General features: G+C 67.6%; 23 protein-coding genes. 7 read left to right on the forward strand and 16 right to left on the reverse strand.

Translation table 11 applies throughout. The features are described 5' to 3' along the window. Positions 1-17: 17 nt before the first annotated feature. Positions 18-1,115 (reverse strand): glycosyltransferase family protein, encoded by a 1,098-nt coding sequence (locus ACFR9U_RS08040; RefSeq protein ID WP_247375727.1) that lies wholly within the window; start codon positions 1,113-1,115, stop codon positions 18-20. Positions 1,116-1,160: 45 nt separating this feature from the next. Then, positions 1,161-2,336, reverse strand: a complete 1,176-nt coding sequence (locus ACFR9U_RS08045) for an MFS transporter (protein ID WP_247375725.1) — start codon at positions 2,334-2,336, stop codon at positions 1,161-1,163. Positions 2,337-2,453: 117 nt separating this feature from the next. On the opposite strand from ACFR9U_RS08045, the gene ACFR9U_RS08050 reads away from it, so the two are divergent. Next, positions 2,454-2,624, forward strand: a complete 171-nt coding sequence (locus ACFR9U_RS08050) for an HVO_0758 family zinc finger protein (protein ID WP_247375723.1) — start codon at positions 2,454-2,456, stop codon at positions 2,622-2,624. Positions 2,625-2,626: 2 nt separating this feature from the next. On the opposite strand, the gene ACFR9U_RS08055 is transcribed toward ACFR9U_RS08050, so the two are convergent. Beyond that, positions 2,627-3,715 carry an aldo/keto reductase gene (locus tag ACFR9U_RS08055; RefSeq protein ID WP_247375721.1) on the reverse strand — a complete coding sequence of 363 codons (1,089 nt, stop codon included), beginning with the start codon at positions 3,713-3,715 and terminating at the stop codon, positions 2,627-2,629. Between the two features lie 146 nt (positions 3,716-3,861). On the opposite strand from ACFR9U_RS08055, the gene ACFR9U_RS08060 reads away from it, so the two are divergent. Beyond that, entirely contained in the window at positions 3,862-4,659 is a 798-nt protein-coding gene (locus ACFR9U_RS08060; protein ID WP_247375719.1) for a DUF8127 domain-containing protein, read from the forward strand. A gap of 252 nt (positions 4,660-4,911) precedes the next feature. Then, positions 4,912-5,355, forward strand: coding sequence for a GlcG/HbpS family heme-binding protein (locus ACFR9U_RS08065; protein WP_247375717.1), 444 nt, complete (start codon positions 4,912-4,914; stop codon positions 5,353-5,355). A 109-nt stretch (positions 5,356-5,464) separates the two neighbouring features. On the opposite strand, the gene ACFR9U_RS08070 is transcribed toward ACFR9U_RS08065, so the two are convergent. The 11 genes from ACFR9U_RS08070 to ACFR9U_RS08120 all read right to left on the reverse strand — a co-directional run bounded on the left by ACFR9U_RS08070 (position 5,465) and on the right by ACFR9U_RS08120 (position 17,697). Beyond that, entirely contained in the window at positions 5,465-6,640 is a 1,176-nt protein-coding gene (locus ACFR9U_RS08070) for a DHH family phosphoesterase (protein ID WP_247375715.1), read from the reverse strand. A gap of 101 nt (positions 6,641-6,741) precedes the next feature. After that, positions 6,742-7,638 carry an SDR family oxidoreductase gene (locus ACFR9U_RS08075; RefSeq protein ID WP_247375713.1) on the reverse strand — a complete coding sequence of 299 codons (897 nt, stop codon included), beginning with the start codon at positions 7,636-7,638 and terminating at the stop codon, positions 6,742-6,744. A 2-nt stretch (positions 7,639-7,640) separates the two neighbouring features. Beyond that, the gene (locus ACFR9U_RS08080; RefSeq protein ID WP_247375712.1) at positions 7,641-8,069 is read right to left on the reverse strand and encodes a DUF5791 family protein; all 429 of its coding nucleotides are present in this window, start codon (positions 8,067-8,069) and stop codon (positions 7,641-7,643) included. Between the two features lie 34 nt (positions 8,070-8,103). Continuing rightward, a complete protein-coding gene (locus ACFR9U_RS08085; RefSeq protein ID WP_247375710.1) occupies positions 8,104-11,214 on the reverse strand; it encodes a DUF7286 family protein in 3,111 nt (1,036 codons plus the stop codon). After that, the gene (locus tag ACFR9U_RS08090) at positions 11,211-12,110 is read right to left on the reverse strand and encodes a DUF7284 family protein (protein ID WP_247375708.1); all 900 of its coding nucleotides are present in this window, start codon (positions 12,108-12,110) and stop codon (positions 11,211-11,213) included. The genes ACFR9U_RS08085 and ACFR9U_RS08090 overlap by 4 nt, the downstream gene beginning before the upstream one ends. Beyond that, a complete protein-coding gene (locus tag ACFR9U_RS08095; RefSeq protein WP_247375706.1) occupies positions 12,107-12,499 on the reverse strand; it encodes a DUF7285 family protein in 393 nt (130 codons plus the stop codon). Before ACFR9U_RS08095 ends, ACFR9U_RS08090 begins: the two co-directional genes overlap by 4 nt. After that, complete coding sequence (locus tag ACFR9U_RS08100) at positions 12,477-12,947, reverse strand: DUF7283 family protein (RefSeq protein ID WP_247375705.1); 471 nt, start codon at positions 12,945-12,947, stop codon at positions 12,477-12,479. Before ACFR9U_RS08100 ends, ACFR9U_RS08095 begins: the two co-directional genes overlap by 23 nt. A gap of 32 nt (positions 12,948-12,979) precedes the next feature. After that, positions 12,980-14,692 (reverse strand): type II secretion system protein, encoded by a 1,713-nt coding sequence (locus ACFR9U_RS08105; protein ID WP_247375703.1) that lies wholly within the window; start codon positions 14,690-14,692, stop codon positions 12,980-12,982. Next, complete coding sequence (locus ACFR9U_RS08110) at positions 14,692-16,590, reverse strand: ATPase, T2SS/T4P/T4SS family (RefSeq protein WP_247375701.1); 1,899 nt, start codon at positions 16,588-16,590, stop codon at positions 14,692-14,694. The genes ACFR9U_RS08105 and ACFR9U_RS08110 overlap by 1 nt, the downstream gene beginning before the upstream one ends. 33 nt (positions 16,591-16,623) lie before the next feature. Next, positions 16,624-17,112, reverse strand: a complete 489-nt coding sequence (locus ACFR9U_RS08115; RefSeq protein WP_247375700.1) for a DUF7311 family protein — start codon at positions 17,110-17,112, stop codon at positions 16,624-16,626. Beyond that, the gene (locus ACFR9U_RS08120) at positions 17,113-17,697 is read right to left on the reverse strand and encodes a DUF7310 family coiled-coil domain-containing protein (protein ID WP_247375698.1); all 585 of its coding nucleotides are present in this window, start codon (positions 17,695-17,697) and stop codon (positions 17,113-17,115) included. Between the two features lie 79 nt (positions 17,698-17,776). On the opposite strand from ACFR9U_RS08120, the gene ACFR9U_RS08125 reads away from it, so the two are divergent. The 4 genes from ACFR9U_RS08125 to ACFR9U_RS08140 all read left to right on the forward strand — a co-directional run bounded on the left by ACFR9U_RS08125 (position 17,777) and on the right by ACFR9U_RS08140 (position 20,282). Further along, entirely contained in the window at positions 17,777-18,856 is a 1,080-nt protein-coding gene (locus tag ACFR9U_RS08125) for a tubulin/FtsZ family protein (protein WP_247375697.1), read from the forward strand. A 192-nt stretch (positions 18,857-19,048) separates the two neighbouring features. Further along, positions 19,049-19,402: a cupin domain-containing protein gene (locus tag ACFR9U_RS08130; protein WP_247375695.1), complete on the forward strand. Its 354-nt coding sequence runs from the start codon at positions 19,049-19,051 to the stop codon at positions 19,400-19,402. 51 nt (positions 19,403-19,453) lie between these two features. Beyond that, on the forward strand, positions 19,454-19,747 hold the full coding sequence (locus tag ACFR9U_RS08135; protein ID WP_247375694.1) for a DUF5789 family protein: 294 nt from the start codon (positions 19,454-19,456) through the stop codon (positions 19,745-19,747). A gap of 67 nt (positions 19,748-19,814) precedes the next feature. Continuing rightward, complete coding sequence (locus ACFR9U_RS08140; RefSeq protein ID WP_247375692.1) at positions 19,815-20,282, forward strand: DUF302 domain-containing protein; 468 nt, start codon at positions 19,815-19,817, stop codon at positions 20,280-20,282. Here ACFR9U_RS08140 and ACFR9U_RS08145 read toward each other — a convergent pair. Further along, complete coding sequence (locus ACFR9U_RS08145; protein WP_247375690.1) at positions 20,258-20,494, reverse strand: hypothetical protein; 237 nt, start codon at positions 20,492-20,494, stop codon at positions 20,258-20,260. The genes ACFR9U_RS08140 and ACFR9U_RS08145 overlap by 25 nt on opposite strands. Positions 20,495-20,580: 86 nt before the next feature. After that, positions 20,581-21,840 (reverse strand): DNA repair protein NreA, encoded by a 1,260-nt coding sequence (gene nreA / locus ACFR9U_RS08150; RefSeq protein ID WP_247375689.1) that lies wholly within the window; start codon positions 21,838-21,840, stop codon positions 20,581-20,583. Between the last annotated feature and the right edge of the window lie 68 nt (positions 21,841-21,908).

Here is a 21,908-nt window from a genome sequence, read left to right on the forward strand (position 1 = left end):
CGCTCCCCGTGCGGCCGTCAGCGGCTCCCCGTTCGATCAAGCCCTTCGTCGGAGGCGTCCCTGACCGCCGCCGGGTCGAGGTCGGTGTCCCGCCAGGCGGGGAGCCGAGTGTCCTCGGCCGGCGGCTGGACGGCATCGGCGTAGGTCTCGACCTGCTCGCGCTCGCCGGCGGCGTCGAATTCGAGGCCGTTGAACGCCGCGTCGGTCTCGTACTGCCGGACGAGGCGGTCGGCTTCCGCTCGGTATCGCTCGCGGAGCCGGTCGTACGCCGGCTGCAGGCCCGCGTCTTCGACGACCTGGAACAGCGCCGTGGCGACCTCGCTGCACATGTCGCCCAGGCCCTGCGGCCCGCCGACGGCGCGGTGGTCGTGTTCGTGCTGGCCGAGGTCGACCTGTGCGGAGCCGTCGAAGCCGGCGCCCTCGAAGGCGTCCCCCAGGGTCCCGATCTCCAGGCCCCAGCCGCGTTGGGCCCGCAAGCTCCGGACGAGCTCGCTCGTCGCGGCGAACTCGCCGGCCAGGGCGTACCGGAAGCTCGCCAGGTAATCGACGACGTCGTCCTCGTGGCCTTCGTCGAGCGCACGCACCAGCGGCGTGTAGAAGAGCCGAAAGAGGCGGCCGTAGAGGCGGTCGTTCTCGACGCGGGCGTAGTAGCCCTTCGAGAAGTCGTAGCCCTCTGCGAGCGGGAAGAGCAGCCGCGGGACGTGGGCGCGAGAGTACGTCGTCGCGTCGGCGTCGTGGACGACGACGTACTCCTCCTGGGCTGCCAGCCCGAGCGCGAGCCAGACGTCGCGGCCCTTCCCGGCGGGGCCGTTCAGGCCGACCTCGCCGAGTCGCTCTCGGACTTCGGGAGCGTTGCACCACAGCACGTCGGGGGCGAGCTCGAAGGAGTCGAGCCACCGGGTGACGGTGGCGACGTGGTCCTCGCTGGCTCGCAGGGCGACGATGACGCGGGCCGGGTCCACCCGTTCGAGCGTGGTGAGAACGCGCTCGGCGGCGAGGCTGGCGTGTTCGCGCTCGGTGAGCGGCACGACGACGGCGGCGCTCTCCGTGGGCGCGTCGGGAACCCGGTCGGAGAACGCGTGGAGCGTCGCCACGCGCTCCTGGACGTATTCCATCGCCAGCACCTACGGATGCTCCCCGAAAAAGTCCGCCGTTCTCGGTTATGCTCTGGCTCCCGTCGGGAACCGCCCGAGTCGGTGGACGACGACGAGAACGGCCACGAGACAGAAGAGCGCGGCGACGAGCGCGCGGAAGACGAAATCGAAGGCGAGGCCGGCGTCGGTGAGTGCGCCGACCGCGGAGCTCCCGGTCGCCTGGACGATCATCATGCTCCCGCTGTAGGCGGCGTAGGCGCTGGCGCGGTGCCGATCGGGCAGCGACCCGAGCAAGAGCGTGTCGACCGCCGGGAAGAGGCTGTGAACGACGTACCCCAACAGCGCACTCACGAGTGCCAGCGTGACCAGTCCCGACGAGACGGTCACCAGGAGGACCGCGCCACCGAAGCCGACGAGAACGGCGAAGAGATAGGACACCAACGGCAGGCGGTCGGCGAGGTGGCCGGAGACGAAGAAAGCGGGGACGCCGGCGGCGAACACGACCGTCAGCAGGTTTCGGGCCATCGTTCCGGAGACGGCTTTCGTCGTGGTGAGGTAGGTGACGTAGAAGTTGAACAGCCCGTTCCAGACGAAGCCGGCGAACCCGAGGATGGCGACGCCGGCGAGGACGATCGGGTACTGCTGCCGGACCGCGCCCAGCAGGTCGCGGTCGTGGACGCCCGCGTTCGGCAGGTCGGTCTGCCTGCTGGCGAGGACGAAGCCGGCGGTGGCCAGCGCGGCGACGACGGCGATGCCCTGGAAGGTGGTTCGCCAGTCACCGACGAGCAACGCGGCGGTGACCAACAGTGGGGCACCGGCGGCGGCCAGTTGCGAGGCCATTCCGTGAATCCCCAGCGCCCGGCCGACTCGCTCGGGGTAGAGTTCGGTGACGAGCGGGTTGGCCGCGATGAAGTACGCGCCGCTGGCCATCCCCATCAGGAAGGCCCCGAGCATGAGCGCCGGAATCGACGGTGCAGCGGCGGTAAACAACGCCGCGGCCGTCAGGACGCCCCCGGTCGCGAGGACGACGTACTGCCGCGGGACGTGCGTCAGCAGATAGCCCGTCGGAATGCGCGGGAGCGCGCTGCCGAGCCAGGCGAGCGTCGCGAGCAGCCCCAACGTCGTCCCGCTGGCGCCGAACGCGGTCCGGAGCGGCTCCAACAGCGGGGCGAAGACGACGCGACCGAGGTTGACGAGGAAGACGAGCGAACAGAGCGACCCAAACACCTCTCGTCGTGCCACGGCGGCCCTTCCGCCGCCGCCGAGTCAAACCTTCCGGGAGCCGCCGCGACGCGCTCGTCGAACACGTGTCAGACGACCGGCATGGTATTTATACCGTCGCCGTGTTTAGCGTCTGATATGGAATCCGTTCGCAAGGGGCTGCGGTCCGGGGCGATCGAGAAAGACACCTACGAGCGGCTCACCTGCGCGGAGTGCGGTGAGGAACTCGGGACGCGAAACGACCCGGACGCACTGGGAACCGTCCGGTTCTGTCCCGAGTGCGACCGAGAGTGGCAGCGGATCGGGTAGCGCTACTCGAAGACGGCGTCGAAGGCCCCGGCACCGAGCGGCTCGAACGTTCCCGCATCGACGTTTTCCTGAACGTGGGCAGGCGATCCCATCCCGACCAGCGACGTGGTCACCCCGGGCGCGCTCCGCGCGAAGTTGATCGCGCGCTGGGCGCGGGTCTCCCCGTCGAGTTCCGCTTCGACCTCGTCCGGCATCTCGGCGGCGAGTTTCCCTTGCATGATCGACGCGCTCGTGAACACGTCCAGCCCCGCGTCGTTGGCGAACCAGAGCGCGCTCTGCGGACCGTCGGCCCCCTCGTGGGATTCGACGGTGAACGCGTCGGCCATGTAGACGTTGAACGGGAGCTGAATGGCTCTGAGATGCGTCGCGTCGGTCCCGGCCGCGTCCGAGGCTGCCCGCGCCCGCGAGACGACCTCCGGGAGCGAGAGATAGCTCTCGTGGTCAGGCCCGACGCGGAAGGCCTCCCAGGTCGCTACCCCGTAGTGGCGGACGTCGCCGGCCTGGGCGCGCTCCTCCAGCCTCGTGAACGTCGCCTCGAGCTGATCGTAGACGTCTTCGCGGCTCTTGGTCTCCAGCTGGGTTTCGGGATTGTGGATGTAGTAGAGGTCGATGGCGTCGAGACCGAGGTTGTCGAGCGAGCGATCGAGCTGGTCGTCGACGTAATCCGGGGCGATGCAGTGCTGACCCAGCGCGAGGTCGTCGGGGTCGACGATGCCGGAATCGAGGTACTCCTCGCGGATGTACTGGCCGGGATCGGCCGGCCGGTCGCCGTCGAAGCCCACGAAGCCGCCCTTCGTCGCGACGAGGACGGCCTCGCGGTCGACGTCGGCGTCGTCGATGGCGTCGCCGACGACCCGCTCGCTGCGCTGACAGCGGTAGTTGATGGCGGTGTCGACGACGTTCACGCCAGACTCCAGTGCCTGGACGATGGCGTCGTGGTACCCCTCGTCGGCGGCGTCGGTGGGTTCGCCGAGGTAGGTGCCGACGCCGATCGAGGAGACGACGCAGTCGGAGAACGCCCGATAGTACGTGCGAGCGAATCGCTCGTGATGGTCGTCACGGTAGTCCCAGGTCGCCTCTCGTGTGGCCATGTCGCTGGGTTGGAGAGCCGGCGGTAAAACCGGGGCGGTCGCGGTGGTCCGTGGCATCGCCGACTGGTGGCTGTCGATACAACTGGCGTCCGAATAGTTCAACTGTGGAGAAAGTTTGACCACGGCCCCGGTCGAAGCCGAATTACATGCCCTCCGGTCGATCGGTGCTGTATCGCGATGTGTTTCTCGCGCTCCTCTGCGTCGGACTGTTGACGGCGCCGCTGTGGTTCGCTGCACTCCATATCGGTGATTCGACCTACCGGTACGAGCGCGTCCGTGTCACAGCGGATGCCTCCGGGATCGCGTATGCTACCGACGACGTCACGGAATCCAGGCTGCCGATCAGCCACGAGGTCGGGTGTTCGAGCGGCTCGGAGATTCGTATCTGTTCGCTCGAACAATTGGTGCTCGATCGGGGACGGATTCCCAGTTCGTTCTCCCACAGTACCCCCAACAACACGCTCGAACCGGGAGCACTCGGCGCGCGATACCGCTACGTATTGCTGAACGACACCGTCTACGAGGCAGCCTACGTGACGAACACGTCTGCGCCACGAGACGACGGCATGTACCCGGTGGCTCTCACCCTTGAACCCGTTTCGCCGGAGCGAGCGCTGCGGGACGTTTCTGTTCCGGTCGAGTCCGCGTCCCCAGTCGTCGCGAGGGCTGCACGAGAAGGGAGCGCGACCTCACATCGCAACGTACCAGTCCCGGAGACGCCGATCCGACTCGAAGACGGGCGGATACGACCCGAGGACGGGCGGTATTACCGGGTGTATCTCGAAGGATCTGACGACCCCTCGTCGTTCACACGGTTCATGCTGCCGTTTTTCGCTTTCTTGACAGGGACGGTGTTTCTCCACCATCTGAGCCGACGTGTCGAACTGATCTACGTCGGCACGTCTCCTCATACCGAGCGCGACGAGAACGACGGCGAAGAGTAGCGTCCCCTCGTTTCGGCGAAACACAGACGACCGTCGATCTCACGTGCACGCTCGTGCCGTCTCGGACTCGATATGTCGGGCGATGCCACCGACGGGGAAGTTAAGGAACTGGTCGCCGTACCTTATTCCGTCTCGCTGCTCTCTGTTTGTGATTCGCCTGCTGGAGACCGGTCACGTCGTCCGTCTGATGTGGCTGCAGTCTGTGCTCCCCTGCTCTCGGCCAGCGTTCGTCTGCCGAGCACTCGACACACAATGACTCCGAATCCCGAACTCCGCACGACTGAACAGGTACCCCTGGAGATGGCGAAAGAGATCCTGGACGCGATGGAAGAGCAGTCCGAAACCATCGGTTTACAGAGCGTGATGGCCGTGACGGACGCCGAAGGGAATTTCATCGCCCAGCGCCGGATGGACAACGCCTGGTTACCGAGCGTGAACATCTCCCTGAACAAGGCTTACACCGCTGCCGGATTCGAGATGGCCACCGAGGACCTCGCTGAGGTCACGATCCCCGGCGAATCACTGTGGGGCCTCCAGGTGACCGACGAAAGCCGTCTCGTCGTGTTCGGCGGCGGCATTCCGCTGGAGCACGACGGCGCCGTGGTGGGTGCCGTCGGTTCGAGCGGCGGCGAGGTCAGCCAGGACGTCGAAGTCGCTGAGGCCGGCGTCGAGCGATTCGACGAACTCGTCGAGTAACTCGCTCAGCGACCCTTTTTCTCACGCCAGGCTGGTCATCGCGATCAGGCCTGATCTGTGGGATGAACTCACGGTCCGTGGTGGCCTCCCGGAGTCCGAGAACCCTCGACTATATGTCGCCGGACATCGCGTCGAACAGCCGATCGGTCAGCTCGGGCATGGTCATCCCGGTCGAGGGACCGATGCCCTCCATGTGGTCGATGGAGATCTGGCCGCCGCCCATGCGAGCGTGGCCGCCGGCCTCGGCCATCGGGATGTCGTCGACGGCCGAGCGTAGCGTCTTGCCCATGTGGACGCGGTCGTCCCGAGAGCGTCCGGAGAGGTGGATGGTGCCGTCTTTCTCGCCGGCGACGACGACGGCGGTCACGCCCTCGAGCCGGAGGAGTTCGTCGGCGGCCTGCGGGATCGCGTCGGCGTTGTTCACGTCGCCGACGTTGGAGAAAGCGAAGGCGGTGCGGACGTCGCGGTTGGTGATGGCGCGCGCTTTCACCTCCAGTACTTCGGCGTCGACCTCGGGGTTGGCGATGCGGTCGAGCGCGTCCTGGTCGACGCCGCTGTAGAGGTACGCTGCGGCCCGGAATTCGGCGGGCGAACAGCCCTTCGTGAGGCTCTTCGTGTCGGACTGGATGCCGTGGATGAGACCCGTGGCCACGTCGGTCGGGAGTTCGTCGGGACCGGCCTCCTCGTCGGGATCGATGGGCGTCCAGCCCATCGACTGGCAGTACTCGGCGAAGATCGTGGCACAGGCCCCGTTGTCGGTTCGCACGTCGGTGAACTCCGTGCCGGTGCCGCCGCCGGGGTGGTGGTCGATGACGGCGAACGGGTCGATGCTGTCGGCGCCGGAGAAGCCGCGGGGCGTGTTGTGGTCGACCAGGACGACGTCGTCGGCGGCCAGTTCGCTCGCGTCGACGACGCGGTCGAAGTTCAGGTCGAGGACCGTCTCGAACGCACGATTTTCCTGGTGGCGAATCTGGCCCGCGTAGTGCATCGTCGCGTCGGTGTCGACTGCCGACGCGATCGCGTCGACGGCCATCGCACACGACATCGCGTCCGGGTCCGGGTTGGGGTGCATCAGAATGGCGATCTCGTCGCGTTTGGCCAGGGCGCGTCTGAACCGGTGACCCTTCGAACGTCGGAGTCGCTGGACGCCCCAGCTCGCGCTGACGGCGGCCACAGCCAGGGCGACGACGGCCAGGATCGCGAGTTCGGGATTCTCCAGGGCGAATGCCGCGGTGGTGTCGACGGCGTTTTGCACGCCACCACCACCTGCGGCTGCAAGTGGCATACTCGGCTGCTGTCGTCCCGGAGAAATAAGAATGTACCCCATCTCTCCGATATCTGTCAATCTTGGGAGACTGGCCGTTTCAGATCCGCTACGACGTAGTGTTACTCGCCCGACCCCGAACGATAGGCCTCGATCGCCGCCCGATACCCCTGTTTGTAGGTCGGATAGCGCAACTCGTATCCGAGGTCCCGGAGCCGCTCGTTCGAGCAGCGTTTGCTCGTCTGGATGCGCCGACGGGCTGGTTCCGAGAGGTCGTCGTCGGCCAGTCGCTCGGCTTTCGTCCGCTTCGGCGGCTCCGGGGCACCACACTCGTCGGCGAGCCAGTCGGCGAACGCCCACTTCGAGACCGGCTCGTCGTCGACGACGAGGACGGTCTCGTCGCGCGCGAGGTCTGCTTCCAACAGGAAGCGCACGGCCCCTGCGGCGTCGTCGCGGTGGACCATGTTCAGGTATCCCTCCGTGACCGGGCCCTCGACGTAGCGGGTCAGCCGATAGCGATCGGGGCCGTACAGGCCGGCAAAGCGGGCGACAGTTCCGTCGATGCCGTGGTCGGCAGCGACTTCGCGGGCGACGCGTTCGGCTTCAGCCAGCACCTTCGTTTTCTCCGTCGTCGGATCGATAGCCGTCCCCTCGTCGACCCAGTTACCGTCGTGATCCCCGTAGACCCCGGTACTGGAGGTGTAGACAAGTCGTTCCGGCGGGTCGGCCCGACTGCCGAACTGCTCGATGGCAGTGCGCAGTCCCTCGACGTAGACCTCGCGGGCCGCGTCCGCGCCGCGACCGCCTGAGCTGGCCGCGAAGACGACGGCGTCGGCGTCCGGGACCGACTGGAGGTCGTCCGGATCGGTGACGTCCGCCTGTACTGCCTCGAACCCGGCGGCTTCGATGGCCGCGATGCCGTCTGCTGAGCGGCGGACGCCCACGACCTCGTGGTCGTCGTTCAGCTGTCGCCCGAGTTCGAGGCCGACGTATCCACAGCCGAGGATGACGACTCGCATGGCTATCGCTTCTCGCTCTCGATGAACTGGTGGAGCACGGCGTACTCGCCCAGTGTGATCGGATAGCGGCCTTCGACCTTCTGCTGGATCTCCTTGGCTTCCAGCTGGCCGTCGATGCCCGACTGGATGGCTTCGACGTCGAGGACGGCGGTACTCATCCCCATCAACAGGATGTCGCGCGCGTCGGCGAGGATGAAATCTGCGTCCGGCCGGTCGGGGTCCGTCGCGAGGATCCCAGCTGCGTCCTCCAGCGTGAGTTCGGGCGACTCTCCGTCGACGAGAGCTTCGAGCGTCGACTCGTCGACGCCCGTCGCCTCGGCCACGGCGTCGATTCCCTGCGTCTCGACCGTCTCGGCGAGTTCCTGTTCGTACGCCGTCTGCAACTCCTCTGGGTCGCGCTCGCCCGGCGTCTCGAACTCGTCTCTGAGCATGCTCGCCGATATGGTATCCCGGTACTAATCTCTGTTACTCTGACTCTCGGGTCGGCCATCCGTCCGGGACTGGTCGACCAGTGTCGTCTGGTTGCTCTGTGGTGACACTCTCCCAGTCGGCCCACCCCGCTGATCGCTCGTCCATGTTGCCGCCTTTGTCGCCGACGCCCTGTGACCCGGGTGGGACGAGAATGGCGACCGCCGTCCGAGCGGTAAAGGAGAGTCGCTCGGCGCGACCGAACGGCTCGCTGGTCCCGTCCTCGTCGTAATCGAGTCGCACACTCGACCCGTCCCTGACGTAGGTGACCGAGTGTCCGGGGCTGTCGGCACCGCCGGTGCGCGCTCGGACTGCGAACCGGTCGTAGCCGCCCTTGATTTCGACGTACCAGACGTTCGTCGTCGCCCACCACGCCGGCCCGACGGGCGCGATCGCCATGCCGGCCGGGACTCTGTTTACCGAACGGCCGATTCGATTCTCGATGCGGTCGGCTACCTGATTCGCCTTCGCGTCCAGTTGCGCTCTGAGACGTTCGCTCAGATTCGCCGCGATCTCCTGTTGCAACAGCGAAGAAGCTTTGTTCACTTTCTCGCGTGGCACTCGGGTGTCTCTCGCCGCGCCCGCCTGCCGCAACTGCGTCTGCAGGGCTGCACTGACGAACGCGCGCTTGGTCGCGTTGCCGTCGACCGCAGCGTCCGTGATCCTGGCAACTGCCGACCCGTTGGTCACGGCGAGTGCCCGCGCCCCTGTCGCGTCCCACGTCGACAGTCCCTCTTCGATGACGGCCAGCCGGTCTGCCCGGTCAGTGCCGACGTTTGCGCGCTCGAGCGCTTTGCTGAGGTACGTTCGCTCGATGTGCCGCAACTTCCGCCTGACTGTCGGCCGCAGCCTCGATTGCTGCGTCGACAGGTTGTGATCGAGTTTCTCGTCGTCGATCACCGTCCGGGTCGCTTCGAGACCTGCGAGCGTTCGCGCGGCAACTCTGAACCGAACGTCCGTGCCGAGGCCGAGGTTGCTGAGGAAGGCGTCCGTCGCGTCGCCGTGCGGAATCGTGAAGACGTTCCAGTTCCGGGCGGCTGCCGGATGGATCTTTCTCCCCTCGGGCAGGGATTCGACGTACGTCGATCCGACCGACTTCGTCGTCAGGTACGGCGGTGACCCGTCGACGGCAGTGACTCGAAGCCCGTCGGCCGCTCGTGTCCCGTGCTGCACGCCGCGTCGGTGGGCGAGCGCTTTCGTCAGTACGTCGTTTACTCCGCTCACCGTCTGCAGAAGTGATTCGAGGTTGCGTCCGCGCTGGGCTCGCTGCTCCCGTCGGTTTTCGAGCAGCTGTCTCACTTCCCAGAGGTACGCACGTCGGGCGGCGACGCGCGCTTTCCCTCCGACGGTCTGGTACTCGCTCGGCACGTCGAGCAGTGTGCCTCGCTCTCTGCGAAGTTTCCGCCGGAGCTTCCCCGCCGGATTCGCCTGGTAGACGCCGGCGCGACCCCGCTCGACGGTTACCGAGACGTTCCTGAGCTCGTTTCTGAGGGCAACGAGGTCGGCCAGCGCCCGCTGTCGCAGTCCGTCGGGGAGGTCAGCGTCGACGGACCGCGTCACGTCGAGGTCCCCGGTCGCAGCCCGTTTCGCCAGCGTCTCCCAGCCGCCGTTGTTCTCGACGGCCTGTGTTTCGGCCTGGCCGTGGAGCTGTCCGAGATTCAGCCCCTCGAACCGACCGCCTTTCTCGTAGGAGACGGTGGGCCGGTCCGGAGCGTACCAACTGTGTCCGTGGCGACCCACCAGCGAGAGTTCGACGCGGTAGCGGTCGGTCTCCGTGTTCGTCCTGGTCTCGATCGTCCGGCCGTCCCGCCAGGTGCAGGTGCGCGTCACCGTCAGCGTGAACGCTCGGCCGGCCGCCTCGATGGGGTGCCAACTCGATCCCGGCGTCGGGGGATCGACCGGCTCGAACGAATCCGTCTCGTTGATCCTCGCCGTGGTCGAATTACTCACCAGGTAGTAGCCGCCGCTCGGTCTGGCCGAGCGACAGGACGCGAGCCGTCGCTCGCCGCGGTCGATCTCCGCGACGACCTTCGCTTCGGCGTTGTACACGGACTGGAGCACCTGGGTGAGATTCGAGCTGTCGGCGGCGTTGGCGAACGCCCGGTCTGCGGTTCCGTCGACGCTGACGCGCAACGGCTCGTCCGGTCGCGGTGCGCTGCTCGACCGGGAGTACCGCGCGATTCGCTGGGGGACGTTCGCGCCCGGCGGCGTCGGCGGAAACACTGCGTCGACCCACCGCGTTTCCACCGGCGACTCCGCGAGCAGGTCCCTGAAGCTCACTGACGCCATGGCGTCGCGTACGGCTCGGCGGCCCGCGGCGTCGCTCCGATTGAACAGCGCCCGCTGCTCACGGAGGATCGCACCGTTGGTCAGCAGTTCGACGTGGCGGTTCGCCAGGACGTTCGTGATCGCCTGCCCACCGCTGGCGTACTGTGCGTACCCCCGCGCCCAGGTCAGCGCCCAGAGCCGACCGGTCAGTCGCTGGGCGAGTCCCGGTTCGTCGACCTCTCGATCGAGTCGCGCCTCGAACTGTCTAACCTGCTCGCGGAGTGCCAGCACCGGCGTCCGGACCGTGACCGTCGGACTGACGCGCTTTCGCCCGACGGTCCGGTTCCCGCGTCGAGCGGTGATGGTGACGTTCTCGATGCGGACCCGCAGTTTCGTCGCGTTGCCACCGACCGTCTCGACGTGGACGCGTCGTTTGGCCGCCCGGAGCGCACTCGCGTTCGGCGTCGACGGCAGCGAGGCGGTCGCGGTAACGCCGTGTTGTTCGATCCGGTGATTGGTGAGTCGCTCGCGCGCTCGGAGGTACACGCGGATTCGAAGCCAGTCCCGGAACGTGTCGTCCTCGTCGAGAACGCGACCTGCAGCCGCGTTCGAGCGGGTGAGGACTGGCTGTCTGGCGGCTTCCGCACTAGCCGTCACGACGGCCGTCCGTAGTTCCGTGCTCGTGGCCGCCGTCGCCCGGTCCATCACCACGTCGACGGCTGGTTCCGGAGTCGGTTGCTCGGGCTGGAATCCGACAGTCAGCGTCGCGCTGGCGAGCAGGAGGACCACCCCGACGAGTGCGAACGGCACCCGGCCACGCTCGTCGTCGCACAGTCTCACGGTGACCACGTCCTGACGGTGAGGCGAACGGTGTCGACGCTGACGTTCGCGGCTGCGGCGTCGGCTGACTCGAAGCGAGACCGCATGTCGGCCGTCAGTTTGCGGCCGAGACTGTCGGCCAGCCGCTCGTTCGCGCCGGTGGCGTCGTTCGCCCGCGCGCGGGTCGTCACGTTGGTCCCGACGAGTCGACCAACCCGCTCGTACCGATACGTGACGAGTTGTGCGACGGGGTAGTCGCCGAGCAGTGCCGCTCGCGTCGCGTCCGGCGGGAACAGCCCCGTGACGACGTTCTTCGCGACCACGTCTCCCACGGCACTCATGTTACCACTGGTGTTCGCTGCCGCCCGCGCCTCGGACCGGGTGGCGGGCAGCCCGCTCGCCACGGTCAGAGTGGCTGCGTGCACAGCGGCCGACGCTGGCGGTGTAGGCCCGACGCTCACCTCGCCACTGAGTGGCGCGTCGTCGTACGGCTTCCAGACTGCCCGAACGTGGGTCAGGTGAACGCGCCGTCGCGTCGCGTTCCGGGTCGCGTTCGCGACTGCGCGTTCGTAGTCGTCCCTGGTATGAGTTACCTGCACCCCGTCGACGGTGAGATTGCCGAGGGCAGCCGACGCCAGATGGCCAGCGAGGGTCCCGTGAGCGGTCCGCTCGAACTGCGGGCCGCTGGTTCGGGGAAACGCGAGGACTGCCGACGTGGCGCACCGAGCGCCCGGTGCCAGCGAGTAGCGAACGTCGGCCGTACTGGTCGCCAGCACGTCGGCCATCTCGTCGGCTGCGTCCGCGTCTGCACTCGGGAGCGATCCCGTCGGGACCGTCAGCGTCGCGACGGCTGCGCCGACGAGCAGGAGGAACAGTGCCGCGTCCAGAACCGTACTCGTCGCTCTGGATCCGGTCATCGCCACACCCGTACGGTGAGTCGGCCGGGCCGGACCCGCCCCGGTGCAACGCGGACGCTCACCTGTTCGCGCGCAGTCTGTGCCCGTGCCGGCGGCGTCGGGCCGGCGTGCCAGCGGGACGTTGCCGTACTCACCGTCGCGTTCAGCGTGTACCCGTCAGGAGCCGCCGTGGAACGACGTGACAGCCTCCCCGGCTCGACGACGCCGCCGTGCTGGATCGCTGCCGTCAGTCGGTCGGCGGTCGGGCCGGCGACGTGCTGCCGGTCCTGCCCGGGAAGTTCGTCGTCGAGCACGCCCGCATAGATGGTGAGGCCGGCACCAACCGCGAACACCGCGACGATGGCCGCCAGCGGCTCGACCTGGGCCCTACGCTCCGACGAGTGTGACATCGACGTCCCCCCAGGTGACGCGGCGAACGAGCAGGCTCCTCTCGACCCGTTCCCACCGCTGGGACTGGTTGCGAGCGCGTCTCGCCGCTTTCCGGAACCCCGATTGGTTCGTAAACGTACGCTCGGGCGGCGTTCCGGTGAGGACGGACGCCAGCGGCGATCCCTCACGAACCGGAGTGACGGGTCCGTACGCGACGTCTGCGTGTGCGGTCCCGGCGTCGTTGCGGAGGGCAACCCTGTGCGGGCCGAGTTTGAACTGTCGTGCGTCCAGTGCGTGCTCGCCGGTCGCTTCGTGTGGGCTCGTCGCGACGGCGTCGATCGTGTTCGCGGCCGCCGTCGCATCCGGTGGTGGCGTCGACGGAAGGGCGACTGCGACCCCGAGCGCCAGGACGCTCGTCGTCGCGACGCCGAGCCAGAGATACCATGTGTCTGCCGGTGCGTCGAACATGGGCGGGCCTGGCTGCGTTTCCGGATTTAAACTTAGAGGAGCAAACCGGTCGCGGAGAACGACGCGAGATACGTTGCCGTCGCAGCGAGGACCGCCCAGCCGACGCGATACCCGACGAGTGCGCGGTCGAGTCCCCGCGAGAGTCCGGTGGCGAGCGTCGTGAGCAAAGCGGCGAGCACGAGCACGTAGATCCCGACCGACAGCCCGAGACCTGCCGTTCCGGGGCCGCTGGCCGCCATCGTCCCCGCGCCGTCCATCGTCATACCGTCGGCCAGCGCCACGGTCGCGCCGGCGACCAGCGGGGCGAAGATCGCTGCCGTATTCGCGAGCGTGCTCGTCACCTGTCCGATGCGATGGCGCGCGTCGCGCTCGACTGTAGCCAACTCTTCGAGATGGTCGGCCATCGCGACGATCGCACCGCCAGCGGGTTTCCCTTCACGGGCAGCGAGTGCGAGGAGTGTCGCTGTGCTCCGTCCGCGGGTGCTCGGGAGCGTGGCCAGTGCGCCGAACTCGCCGAGGAACGCCTCGCGGACGCTGACCTTCAACTGCCGTTGTCGGTGTGCAGCGTCGGCGAACACCTCCCCGGTCGCGTCGCTCACCTCCTCGGCGGCTGCTGCGATGGCGGTCTCGACGGCCTGTCCCTCCTCGACGCGACGACCGACGTGATACAGCGCGTCGGCCAGACCGTCCTCGACGGCCGTCACCCGGTCGCGGATCGCTTTGACGGGTCGATAGTGGCCGATCAGCGTCACGCTCACGCCACAGCCGACGGCTGCGAGCGGCCCGGTCCAGTCGCCGAGCACAGTCGGTACGAGCGAACCGCTCGCGGCTGCAGCCGCTATGCCAGCGACGACGGGCGGCCACCGGCGGTCCGGGAGGGCCGGATGTGACCGACTGATGCGCGGCGGCGGAAACGTCACGGGTCGTCGGACGAGCAACCAGGCGCTCGCTGCGAGCAGGACGCCCGGCAACAGGAGGTCGTAGACGAGCACGATCGCAGCGACGGGCACCGAGACGCCAGTCATTCCGACAGCGGGGAGGAGCGCGACGAGCGCGAGCGGGAGGAGGACGCCGAACGCGTACAGCGCGGCCGCCGGCCCCTGGAGACTGGCGGCGAACGCGCCCATCTCGTCGCGAGCACCGTCGAGCACCGCGTCGATCCCCCGATCGAGCGTTCGCTCGCGCTCTCCGGCCGGTGCCGTCCCAGCGGCCTCGACCAGCAGGAGCGCCCGCCGGAGTGCGGGAAACCACTCGTTCCACTCCGTCGTGAAATCAGCGAGTCCAGAACTTGGCGTGCCAGCCGCACGGCGGACGTGCTCGCGGAGACTCGCTGCGAGCGGCCCCTGACCGGTCTCGGCAGCGAAGCCCGCCGCTGCCTCCGTGGCCGGCGTGATCCGCATCCGAAGGACGGCCCGACTGACCAGCGCGGGTGCCTCGCCGAGTGCCCGCGTGCGCCGCGCCGTCGCCAGTATTTTCGGGACCGTGTGTACGACGTGGATCAGTCCGACCAGCGTCGCTAGGCCAGCCACTCCCGCGAGCGGGCGGAGCCACGCCGGAGACAGGACGACGCCGACGACGACGAGCGGAATGCAGAGCACGGCTGTTCCGTATCCGGCACGAACCACGGTCGCTGGTGTCACTGTCGTCCCGAGAAATCCCAGCGCACGGTCCAGTTCCTCGCTCGTTTCGACCGGCCACGGGTAGAGCCGTGCCAGGCCTGCGACAGCCCGCTCGACGGGATGCATCAAGGTCCCTCCCGACGCCGCGCGTGGGCGGTACAGACCGCTTCCGGCTCGGTCCGGTCTGCCGTGGCGAGCGTCGACAGCCACGACGCCCGCTCGTCGAGGTGCTCGCGGACCGCCGCGTACTGCTCGCCGGAGTGAGCGAAGCGCTCGACCAGGCGGCTGTTCCCGCGGGCGATCCGTCCGGTCGGAACGAGTTCGCCGTCGTCGAGTTCGAACAGCGAGTGAAAGCGAATCTCCCCGGCCCCGAACGTGACTTCCTCGATGGCTTTCACCCGACGGGCACGACCCTCGGGCGACGGGTACGGCTCACAGGTCACCAGCAGGTCCGTCGCGGCGAACGACGAGGCCGGCACGTCCAGGTCCGAGACCACGCGCTCCCGGACGTCTTGGCCACCGTCGCCGTGGATGGTCCCGAGGACGGCGCTCCCGCTCGCCCCGACGCGCATCGCCTCGTAGAGGACGGCGGCCTCCTCGCCCCGAACCTCGCCGAGGGCGAGCGCACCCTCTCCCAATCGCAGTGCCGTTCTGAGTGCGTCGGTCGGCGAGATGCCGGTGCCATCGTCGGCGCTCGCAGTCTGCAGACGTTGCACGTCTCGGTCGACCGCCTGGAGGTGTTCGACGGGCAGTTCCGGCGTGTCCTCGATGACTACCGTTCGCGTCTGGGCCGGGAGTTCCCAGAGAAGCGCCCCCAGTAACGTCGTCTTTCCGGCTCCGCGGGTTCCAGCCAGCAGCGTCGCCGCGTCGCGCTCGACCGCCAGCGACAGGAACGCTGCGGCTGCGGCCGGGAGCGTGCCGTTGGCGACGAGCGCCGGGAGCGTCCAGGCGTCCCGGTCGTGGGCTCGGAACGCGAAGGCGATCCCCTCGCTGACCGGATCGGTCACGCCGGCGACCCGGACGCGGCGGTCGTCGACCGTCGCCGTCGCGTCCAAGACGGGACTCGCCCGCGAGAACGCGCGGCCGTTCTCGCGCCGGAACCGGGAGGCCAGCGCTTCGACGCCGTCGGTCGTCAGCCGGACGTTCGTCCGCATCATCTCGCTGTCGACCCGTGCCCGCAGCCGATTCGTCGCCGTCGGTGCCGTCGCGAACACGTCCGAGACGCGCTCGTCCGCGAACAGATCCGCCAGAATCCCGTAGCCGCGGGTGTGCTTCCGCAGCACACGCTCTAGCGTCCGGACCTGCTCGCCGTCGCCCGCGACCCGACGGACGGCTCGCGCCGGCGCCCGCGTCCCACCGGTAACTGCCCCGCTGGCGAGTCGGTCGTAGGCCGCCGACAGCGTCCGGGTGTCCGTCGCATCCAGGTCGTGCTCGACCGGTTCGAGGTGGTAGAGTCGCCGCTCTCTGTCTGGCTGCTCGTAGATGCGGACGACGGCGCCGGTATCGAGTTCACGTCGGGACTCGAACCGGGCGTCAGTCGGTGGTCTGACGTCGATCCGCGCCCGGCTGATGACAGGGCCGACGGACGGCGACAGCGCAGTTTCGTACTCCGCTGCACGGGCGGCCAGTTCGGCGAATCCGGTCTCGGCGGCCACGTCTGCGATGGGACCGGCACGCCCCGTGGCTTCCCTCGCGGCTCCGAGTGGGTCACGGCCGGCGCGGGCCGCGAGCGCCTCGTCGCGGAACGCAACTGCGTCCGCGAACCGACCCGCAGCGACCAGCAGTGCGGCTGCGTCGCGTTCGTACGCCCGCTCCATACCTGCCGACCGTGTGGTAACCGTCTCCACGTCCCGCTCTCGCAGCCGTTCGATGACCGTCGCTCGACAGTCTGGAGCCGTTGCCAGGTGACCGTCGCCGGGACAGTCCGTGGCGTCGACCACCAGGCGGTCTCCCTCGAAGGTGGGTTCACACCGGCAGTCGGCGGCGGTTTCACTCCCCCTGACGCGCTCGAAGAGTGCTCGCATGGGCGTGGCTCGTCCCGTACTCCGATTTAAAATTCAGTCCACCCGCCGGACGACGACGGTTCGCTGCCCGTCTCGGACGACCAGCGAGAGCGCCAGCCGGTGGCGTCCGGGCTCCCGGATGACCAGCGGTGAGTCACCGTCGCCCGGTGTCGCGGCTTCCACCGGCACGTCCGCGAGTCGCCGGGTCCGCGACCGGGCGCCGCTGACCTGCCAGCCGAACGTCGTCTCGTTGCGCTCGTCGACCTCCGCGCGCTCCGGATGGGCACCGATGGCGACGTACTCGACCGCCGCGCCGGTCCAGGACCGCGTCGGGATTCGAACTGCGACGATGCGCTGTGCGCCCGTCGCGTCGGGACTGACGGCAGCCTCGCGTGCGTAGACGTCCTGGATCGCAGCTGCGAGTCTGTCGAGTTCCGCAGTGACGCGTCGGTCACTGCGGTCGCGTCTCGCCGTTTCCAGCGCAGGGAGGGTGACTGTCAACAGCGCGACCGAGAGCGTGACGGCCACGACGACCCGGAGCATTCACAGCGACCCGGTCAGTCCCGACAGGAAGCCGCCGTCGTCGCCGTCCGCGTCCGTGTCCGCGTCCGTGTCCGCGTCAGTACCGTCCCGTCGCCCGGTCGGTTGCTGCCGCGATACTCGGGATTCCCGTGGTTCCGTCTCTGCAGCGTCGCAGGTGCGTTCGGTCGTCCACCGTGGCGCGTCGTTCGACCCACGTCGGCCGCCGACAGACTGTTCGGCGCCGTGCTGGCGATTCCGTTGGTCCGGCTTCAAACGATCGGCCTGGGTCTGGTCTGTCGCGGTTCTCGCACCCGTCTCCTCGTCGAGTCGCCGTTCGAGTCGTTCGACTTTCGCGAGCGCGGCGTCGGCGCGCTGTTCGACGTCCTGTTCGACCGCACGGACGTTCCCGACGTACCCGCGGACGGCCTGCATGCTGGCTTCCAGCTCGGTGAGTTGGGACTCGACGTCGTCGAGACGTGCCTCGCAGTTCTCGAGGCGGGTTGCGAGGTCGGCGGCGTCGGCCAGCCCAGCGAGGTCGTGGTCCGAACCCGTCAGTGTTCGTTCAACTGCCTGGAGTCGTTCGTCCAGTGTCTCCGTATCCGGCATACGGGGCGCTGGCCGCGGTTTCGGATAAGAAGGTTCGGTCCACCCAACGTTAAATAGTCGGTACTACCACTATCCCGGTATGAAAGTCGTCCTGATTGGTGTCGGTCAAGCAGGTGGGAAGATTACGCAGGCACTGGCGGAGTTCGACTACGAACGCGGCTTCGAGGCGGTCAAAGGCGCGTTCGCGGTCAACACCGCCCGTACTGACCTGCAGAGTCTCGACATCGACACGATGCTCATCGGACAGGACCGGGTGAAGGGTCACGGCGTCGGCGGCGACAACGAACTCGGCGCGGAGATCATGCAAGACGAGGCCACCGAGGTGATGGACGAACTCGACGGCCGCGTCACCAGCAAGGCCGACGCCATCTTCGTCGTCGCCGGTCTCGGCGGCGGTACGGGCAGCGGAGGTGCGCCCATGCTCACCCGGAAACTCCAGCGCATCTACGAGATCCCCGTCTACGGCATCGGCGTCCTCCCGGGCCGTGACGAGGGAGGTATCTACCAGGCGAACGCCGGCCGCTCGCTCAAGACGTTCTCCCGCGAGTCCGACTCCGTCCTCCTCATCGACAACGACGCCTGGAAGTCCTCCGGCGAGAGCTTAGAGGAGGGATTCGACCAGATCAACGAGCGGATCGCCGAGCGCATCGGCCTCCTGCTCGCGGCCGGCGAGGTCATCGACGGCGTCGGCGAGTCCGTCGTCGACTCCAGCGAGATCATCAACACGCTCAAAGGCGGCGGCGTCGCCTCACTGGGCTACGCCTCCGCGAAGGCTGACGAGGACCCAGAGGAGAACATCAACGTCATCACCTCCGCGACCCGCAAAGCCCTCCTGACCGGCACCAGCCTTCCCCAGGCCGTCGAGGCCGACAAAGCCCTCCTCATCGTCGCCGGCCACCCCGACCGCATCGCGCGCAAAGGCGTCGAGCGCGCCCGCAAGTGGCTCGAAGAGGAGACCGGCAGTCTGGAAGTCCGCGGCGGCGACTTCCCGCTCAACAGCGGCCGCATCGCCACGCTCGTTCTGCTGGGTGGCGTCGAGCGCTCCCAGCGCATCACCGAGTTCATGGATCGCGCCCGGGAAGCAGAGGAGCAGCGCCAGCAGTCCGGCGAGGACGCCGCCACTGCCTTCGAGAACGACGACCTGGACGATCTCTTCTAAACCACTTTTTTACGTCGGGGGGTATCCTCGCTCGCTCCGCTCGCTGCGGGTACCCCCCGACGCAAAAACCTGGGCTAAAAACTGCTCGGCCCTCGTTACACTCGCGCCGAGTGAACCGCGCTCGGCTTCGCCTCGCGCGGATGCTCGTGGTAGAGCGAACATTCAAACGCCTCGTCCGGGAACCCATTCGTGATGAAACAGCCGGACCCCTCGGACTGGAAAGAACGGGACAGTTACCGCAAACAGATCCTCGCGACGGAGGAGGACATCGGATTCGACGGCGGAAACCTCCTGCAAGTGGTCGAGATTCCGCCGGGCGAACACGTCGAACCGCACTTTCACCGTGAGACCGAAGAAGTGTTCTACGTCCTCCAGGCGGGCGGCTCGCTCACGATCGACGAGACAGATGTCACGCCGGCGGAGGGCGACGTCATCATCTGCGAGCCGGGCGACGTCCACGAGGTCCGCAACGACTCGGACCAGGCGTTCCGGATTCTGGTGTTCAAAGTCAACCTGACCGACGACGACACGGTCTGGGAGCAGTAGTGGCTCTCCCGCTTCGAAACAACTAATCAGCGGCCCCGAGAACGCTCGCGTATGGCTGACGACGAGGAATCCGATGAGGAGGAAGGACCTGCCGTCGAACTCGGTGACGGCGAACCCGTCGAGGGCGCACCCCTCGCGCGAGTGTCCGCCCGCCTGATGTGGGGCATCGAGAAAAGCGACGTGCGCCGCCGCGAGGGCGAGACCGTCATCCGGACGCCCGAGGGCCCGCGGAAACTCAAAGACGTCCTCGAGGAGGTCGACCTGACGTACTTCGAGAAGCGCCAGGAGTTCGAGGACGCCGTCGAGGACGTCATCGGCACCGGTCCGATCCCGACGAACGAGTAGGGGTATTGTAGCCAGCAGACACTTCTGTAGCAGGCTTTTTCTCCCCGGGTGGAGTAACGACTCCTGAATGACGCTTCCAATCGACCCCGCGGAACTCGATCCCGACGATTACGGTGAGAATCAGGCAATTCTGGAGATGGACCACGAGGAGGCCATCGAACACACGCGCGAAGTGTTCAAAGACGCCGGCTTCGGCGTGGCCGTCGAGTTCTCGGTTTCGGACATGCTCGCCGAGAAGATCGACGCCGACCGCGACCCTTACTACGTGCTCGGTGCGTGCAATCCCGAGGTCGCCAATCGAGCGCTCGACCAGTGCATCGGAATCGGCGGGCTGATGCCGTGTAACGTCGTCGTCTGGGAAGAAGAACCCGGCCGCCAGCGCGTGTACCACGTCTCGATCATGAAGATCGCCCGTCTGCTCGGGATGGCCGAGGACGACGAGGAGTGGCAGGACATCATCGACACGACTGGCGAGTACGTCGAAGAAGCGTTCGCGAACCTCGACTCGGCTTACTCTCGTTCGTCGTCTTCGTAACGCTGCGCGTTCTTTTCCGCGATCTGGGCTTCCAACTCGGCGACGCGGCGCTGTAGTTCCTCGATTTCTTCCTCGTCAGCGCCGAGCAGCGAGAGCCCGCTCGCAACCCCCAGGAGCACCAGCAGCGGGACGCCGAGGAGGATCACGGCGACGAGTAAGATGACGAGGAGCTCTGGACCACCCAGCACGCCGAGTTGGAGGGGGACTATCATAGCAGTGAATGAGGGAGGTCGGGGATAAATGCCCGCCGACCCGACATCGGGATGCGAGTTCTCCACCTAGTCCGCTTTTGCCGCGTTTAGAAGTCGCCGAGTTGCGCCTGAATCCCGGACACCATATTGGATTTCCGGCGGAGCGTGGCCAGCGACACCGGGAGGTGCGGGGCGAGTTCGCGGACGGCGTCGTGGAACGTTTCGGCCTCGCCCATCTCGTCCTGCTCGAAGGCGGCGCGGATGCCCTCGCGGATCTGCCAGACGCCGACCGGTGCCCAGTACTCGGGGGAGGCATAGCGGACGACCAGACACTTGGCCTGCCGCCCTCGGTCCTGGAGGTGTTCGAGGACGCCCAGGCGCGAGGCGTAGTACGCGCCGGAGGTCTCGTCGACGTACTCGGTGCGACCTTCGTACCCCTCGCTGTCGGCGGCCATGTACATCTCGCCGTCGGGGTCGGGGTTCCAGATGCTCCCCGGCGCTTTCAGTTCGACCAGCTCGAACTCCCAGTTGCCCGGGGCCATGATGACCCAGTAGGTGTTGCCCATGTACTCGTTGACCCGGACTTCGGTCTGGTCGATGCTGGGGGCGTTTCGGATGGTCCCGCGGAGGTACTGGCCGACGGTGTCGTCGACGGCGGTGATCGACCAGCGTGTCGGGACGAGCCGGCGGTTCTCACCCTGTCCCAGTGCACCTGCCGAGAGGATGGTGTTAATCTCGTAGACGTCGAAGCCACGGCGGTAGAGGTACGTCATCGCGCCCTGGGCCTGCCAGTCGTCGTCTTCGAGCGTCTTCTCGACGGCCCGGGGGACAGAGGGGTTCTCCGCGAGCATCGCGTTGTTCGCACGAGCGCGCGGGCCGCGCGGCGCCCCGATGTCGTCGAGGTCGACGTCCAGATCGGGCGTGTCGGTGAGCCCGATCTCCACGTCGACCGGTTCGTCGGCGATGGCCACTTCCCGCTGGACGCCGACGAAGCCGTCCCAGACGTCGTTGACGTCGACGCTCGCCGACCGCGTGGAGTTGAGCAGGCCGGTGCGACGCTGGAACACGTCGTCGATGGAGTACCCCTGCTGGTACCACTCGCCGCTGGTGACGTAGTCCGTCGGATCGGTGTCGGGGCCGCCGACGGGCGAGAGCAGGCCGGTCGACACCTCTGGATAGTTCGACCGGCCGACGAAGATCGAGGGCGCGGTCGACCCGAAGATGGCGTCGCCCTGGACGCGCTCGTCGAGCTGTTGCTCGACGTCGTCCAGGTACTCCGTGATGGCGTAGGACTTCTCCTCGGCCAACCGCCGGAGGTCGGCGGCCTCGTCGCGCTGGAAGTCCTCGATGAAGTCGTCGAGCCGCATCTATCCCGTTCTGGGAGGTCCCGACCTATGAACCTGCCGCTGGCGGCGTCCTGTCGGATGGAGAACCG

Origin of the sequence: Halorientalis brevis, assembly GCF_042678165.1 — an archaeon.
Classification (GTDB): Archaea; Halobacteriota; Halobacteria; order Halobacteriales; family Haloarculaceae; genus Halorientalis; species Halorientalis brevis.

Coding starts and splice junctions, on each gene's coding strand:
- ACFR9U_RS08105 (WP_247375703.1), bottom strand. CDS start 14,692: ATGCATCCCGTCGAGCGGGCTGTCGCAGGCCTGGCACGGCTCTACCCG.
- ACFR9U_RS08130 (WP_247375695.1), top strand. CDS start 19,049: ATGAAACAGCCGGACCCCTCGGACTGGAAAGAACGGGACAGTTACCGC.
- ACFR9U_RS08060 (WP_247375719.1), top strand. CDS start 3,862: ATGCCCTCCGGTCGATCGGTGCTGTATCGCGATGTGTTTCTCGCGCTC.
- ACFR9U_RS08125 (WP_247375697.1), top strand. CDS start 17,777: ATGAAAGTCGTCCTGATTGGTGTCGGTCAAGCAGGTGGGAAGATTACG.
- ACFR9U_RS08050 (WP_247375723.1), top strand. CDS start 2,454: ATGGAATCCGTTCGCAAGGGGCTGCGGTCCGGGGCGATCGAGAAAGAC.
- ACFR9U_RS08055 (WP_247375721.1), bottom strand. CDS start 3,715: ATGGCCACACGAGAGGCGACCTGGGACTACCGTGACGACCATCACGAG.
- ACFR9U_RS08070 (WP_247375715.1), bottom strand. CDS start 6,640: ATGCCACTTGCAGCCGCAGGTGGTGGTGGCGTGCAAAACGCCGTCGAC.
- ACFR9U_RS08135 (WP_247375694.1), top strand. CDS start 19,454: ATGGCTGACGACGAGGAATCCGATGAGGAGGAAGGACCTGCCGTCGAA.
- ACFR9U_RS08140 (WP_247375692.1), top strand. CDS start 19,815: ATGACGCTTCCAATCGACCCCGCGGAACTCGATCCCGACGATTACGGT.
- ACFR9U_RS08080 (WP_247375712.1), bottom strand. CDS start 8,069: ATGCTCAGAGACGAGTTCGAGACGCCGGGCGAGCGCGACCCAGAGGAG.
- ACFR9U_RS08100 (WP_247375705.1), bottom strand. CDS start 12,947: ATGTTCGACGCACCGGCAGACACATGGTATCTCTGGCTCGGCGTCGCG.
- ACFR9U_RS08075 (WP_247375713.1), bottom strand. CDS start 7,638: ATGCGAGTCGTCATCCTCGGCTGTGGATACGTCGGCCTCGAACTCGGG.
- ACFR9U_RS08120 (WP_247375698.1), bottom strand. CDS start 17,697: ATGCCGGATACGGAGACACTGGACGAACGACTCCAGGCAGTTGAACGA.
- ACFR9U_RS08110 (WP_247375701.1), bottom strand. CDS start 16,590: ATGCGAGCACTCTTCGAGCGCGTCAGGGGGAGTGAAACCGCCGCCGAC.
- ACFR9U_RS08065 (WP_247375717.1), top strand. CDS start 4,912: ATGACTCCGAATCCCGAACTCCGCACGACTGAACAGGTACCCCTGGAG.
- nreA (WP_247375689.1), bottom strand. CDS start 21,840: ATGCGGCTCGACGACTTCATCGAGGACTTCCAGCGCGACGAGGCCGCC.
- ACFR9U_RS08115 (WP_247375700.1), bottom strand. CDS start 17,112: ATGCTCCGGGTCGTCGTGGCCGTCACGCTCTCGGTCGCGCTGTTGACA.
- ACFR9U_RS08095 (WP_247375706.1), bottom strand. CDS start 12,499: ATGTCACACTCGTCGGAGCGTAGGGCCCAGGTCGAGCCGCTGGCGGCC.
- ACFR9U_RS08040 (WP_247375727.1), bottom strand. CDS start 1,115: ATGGAATACGTCCAGGAGCGCGTGGCGACGCTCCACGCGTTCTCCGAC.
- ACFR9U_RS08090 (WP_247375708.1), bottom strand. CDS start 12,110: ATGACCGGATCCAGAGCGACGAGTACGGTTCTGGACGCGGCACTGTTC.
- ACFR9U_RS08145 (WP_247375690.1), bottom strand. CDS start 20,494: ATGATAGTCCCCCTCCAACTCGGCGTGCTGGGTGGTCCAGAGCTCCTC.